3 protein-coding genes are annotated in these 3545 nt (G+C 64.3%); all 3 read right to left on the bottom strand.

All coding sequences use genetic code 11. The features are described 5' to 3' along the window. On the bottom strand, positions 1 to 1771 hold a 1771-nt coding region (locus tag VIW95_RS05045; protein WP_331584329.1), incomplete at its 3' end, for a BatA domain-containing protein. Between the two features lie 2 nt (positions 1772 to 1773). Next, positions 1774 to 2679, bottom strand: coding sequence for a DUF58 domain-containing protein (locus VIW95_RS05050; RefSeq protein ID WP_331584330.1), 906 nt, complete (start codon positions 2677 to 2679; stop codon positions 1774 to 1776). 10 nt (positions 2680 to 2689) lie between these two features. Further along, positions 2690 to 3545 (bottom strand): AAA family ATPase (locus VIW95_RS05055; RefSeq protein ID WP_331584331.1); only part of this gene is annotated, 856 nt, incomplete at its 5' end.

The following is a 3545-nucleotide window of genomic DNA, read 5'->3' on the forward strand; positions in this document are numbered from 1 at the left end:
GCTGCACTTGTCTGGCGGATTGCACGTTGGCCGCCGCCGCGGCTTTCCCGACGGGCGCAGGCGGTTCGGCTTGCGGCTTGGCAGCAAGGTCGGACTCGGCAGCGTCGTAATAGTTGGCAAGCACCTGCGTCGTCACACCGCCCGACTCGACGGTATAGCGTCCAGCCTGAAGCGGGCGGATTCGCACCCGGCCCCACTTGTCGGCGGAGACGGTGCGCACGGTCGCATCGGGCTGGGTGACGCGCGCGCTCCCCGTAGCAGGCACGCTCACATCGGCGCCGGTCGGCACGATCAGAACGTCGCGCGGAGCGGTCAGCTGCTTCATCAGATCGACGGTCAGCACCAACGCGTCGAGATGATCGGGGGCGAGCAGCAGGTGATTGCGCACGTCGAATGCAAGCACGCCGACGGAACCATTCGCAGCGCGTCCGGCCGCGGCAATCGGAATCGACGGATGACCAGGGGCCGACGCAGTCGCGAGCAGATCCATCCATTCGGGCACCGCGACGATTCGGGTCGAGCCCAGCTTCAGAGACTCCAAAACGGGCGATTCGCCCGTCGCGTCACCACGAATATCGGCGCTCGCAATCGTTCCATCGACGGCGATTCCGATTCCGTTCTGCCCCGCCTGCGGCGGGTATATGAGGAGCGTGGATGCGGCCTTGACCGCGGGCTGATAGCAATCGTGCATCACGGCCATTTCGAATGGCTTCGCGTTCGGCCCGGGTGGCGCGACGTACTTTGCGGGGTCGGCCGTCTCGATTTGGAAATTCGCATTGACCGCGAGCAGCACGCGGGCGAGGTCGTCGCGCACCGCGGCGTCCGGCGAGAGAACGATGACGCGTGCCGCGAGATCCGATGGCGCGTACGCGTAGCGGCTGTTGTCCGCGTCGATCGCATCGGGAGTCAGAATTCGTGCATGTAGCACGCCCCCGGTCTTGATCGGCCCGAACGACGCAACGACCTGTTCGCGCGGCGCGAGCATCATGGTCTGGTGAAATTCTTCGGCGTCGCCGAGATCGATCGCCAGTTCTGCGGGATGAGGCCGCGCAGAGAAGTTGCGAATGACAACGCGGCCGCGCGTCGAGCCCGGGACTCCGGGATCGAGCGATACGATCGCCAGGTTGGAGTCGCCGGCGCCAACCAGATGGAAATTCACGTGAGCGGTCGAGGCGACGTCGGCGAGAATCGCAGGCGCAGGCGGGCGATCGGCAAACAGATCGATTTCAGACGCGCCATGCGCTCGGATAAGGGCCGCTCTGAGAGCCGCCGTGCGCGCAGGCACTGCCATCGGAACCAGCTCGCCGAGCGCCTTGCGCAGGTCGGCCAGGTTCGCCGTTTGCGGATGGCGCACTTGCGCCTCCAATGCGTACGCGATGACGCTGAACTCGTCGCCTACAGGAGCTTGATTGATTATTTCCAGCGCATCGCGACGGGCCTGATCGATCCGCGCGATCGAACCGTCGCGCGCGCTCATCCCGGCGCCGAGATCGAACACCAGCGCATGGCTGCGGCCTTGGCCAGGCGAAGGCGGCCGCATCACGTAGAGTCCCGCGATCGCAAATGTAAGCGCGGCCAACGTCGCCATCTCGAGCCAGAACAGCGGATCGATGCGCACGTGGCGGACGCTCGCAACTGGAGCGGGCGCTTCGTCGAAAAGCATCAGACTCGAAACTTCGATAGTCGGACGCGAGCGCGAGCGCAGATAAATCAGGACCAGGAGCGCGAGGCTGAGTCCATAAATAGTGTTTTGCGGATTCAGCAGGCCCACGGCTATCTCACAATTCCCAGCAGCGGGAGTTCGCGTTCCATAAAACTTTCCAGGTTGCCCGCACCGAAAGCCTGCGCATAGGTAATAGCGTGCGCCGTGCAAACCTCGCGGATGCGCGCGGCGATCTTTTCGACTTTGCGCCGGATTGCGGCGACAGTCGTCGCGTCCAGCGCGGTCTCGCGCACTTCGCCGGTCTCGGCGTCGCGGATGCGATAGAGTCCCGGCGGATACGACGCGGTGCTCTCCTGCTCACCCATCACGTGAATGACTTTTACGTCGTGCCGCGCTCCGACCAGCCGCTTGAGCGCATCTTCGAGATCGCCTTCGTTCACAAGAAAATCCGAAATGACCACCACCGTCCCGGCTGGCCGCCGCTGCAGAAGCAGTTCATCGACGGCGGCGCCCAGGCGGGTCTCCCCACTGGCTCTCACCGAGGTCACGAACGACTTGAAGTTGAGGTACGACTCGCGGCGGCGATGAAACGGCGTCGCTTCGAGCTTCATCGACCCGCGATGCATCGCGAACGCGCCGATTCGCACCGCGTCGTTGTCCGCCATCCCGATGTAGGCCAGCGACGCGCCGATCGCCAACGCGAGTCCGAGCTTGTCGTCGCGCTCGGGCAAACCCATAGACGCGCTAGCGTCGATCAGAGAAGTGACCTCGACCTGGCGGTCGGCGCGGTAGGTTCGCAACATCAATTCGTCGAGGCGCGCAAACGCGTTCCAGTCGAGGAAGCGTAAATCGTCGCCAGGCGCGTATTCTTTGTAATTTTCCGGCTCGATGCCGAGACCCTGGACGCGGCCCAGCGCGCGCTGGCCGGCGCGCACGGTGCGGGCACGCTTGATGCCCAGCACCAGCCGGTCGAGCTTGCGCAAATATTCGGGCTCGAAAGCACGCGCCTCGAGCATCGTCGGCCGCCTATACTTTCGCGGCGCGAACCGACTTGATGACGCGCTCGACAATGTGCGCGGCGTCGATTCCGTCGGATAGCGCGGCGTAGTTGAGCATTATGCGATGGGCCAGCGCGGCGACCGCAACGTGCTCGATATCTTCACGCGCGATGTTGGCGCGCCCGTCGAGCAGCGCGCGGACCTTGGCACCGAGGATGAGCGCCTGCGCGCCGCGCGGACTCGAGCCGAACATCACATAGCGATTGACCATCTCGTCGTGCACGCCGCGGGCTTCGTCGGTCACGAAGCGCGAGTTCTGCGGCTGCGTCGCGCGCACCAGGCGCGCCGCGTAAATCTCCATCGCCGGCGCCGCCATCACTTCACGCACCAGCCGCTTGAGGCCTTCGACCCGCTCGGCCGCTTCGTCCGCGTGAAAGATCGGCTCGATGCCCGCGTCTTCGGGTCCGGTGGTTGACGAAATGATCCTTGTCAGCTCAGCTTCGTCGGGATAGTTCAACCGGACTTTGAACAGGAAGCGATCGAGCTGCGCCTCGGGCAGCGGATAGGTGCCCTCCATCTCAATCGGGTTCAGCGTCGCCATTACGAAGTACGGCGGTTTAAGCCGGTAGGTCGTGCCGGAAACCGTCACCTGCAACTCGGCCATTGCCTCGAGCAATGCGGACTGCGTCTTCGGCGTCGCGCGATTGATCTCATCGCCGAGCAGGATGTGGCAGAACGCGGGCCCCGGCTGGAAGGTGAACTCGCGACGGCCATCTTCGCCCGACAAGATTACGCGCGTGCCGGTGATGTCAGCCGGCATCAGATCGACGGTGAACTGAATCCGGTTGAAACTGAGATTGAGCGCGAGCCCCAGAGTCTTGACC

Origin of the sequence: Binatus sp. (SeqCode) (genome assembly GCF_036522015.1) — a bacterium.
In the GTDB taxonomy this organism is placed as follows: domain Bacteria; phylum Desulfobacterota; class Binatia; order Binatales; family Binataceae; genus Binatus.

Excerpts from the sequence above, each read along its gene's own strand:
- VIW95_RS05050 (WP_331584330.1), bottom strand. The coding sequence starts at position 2,679 with ATGCTCGAGGCGCGTGCTTTCGAGCCCGAATATTTGCGCAAGCTCGAC.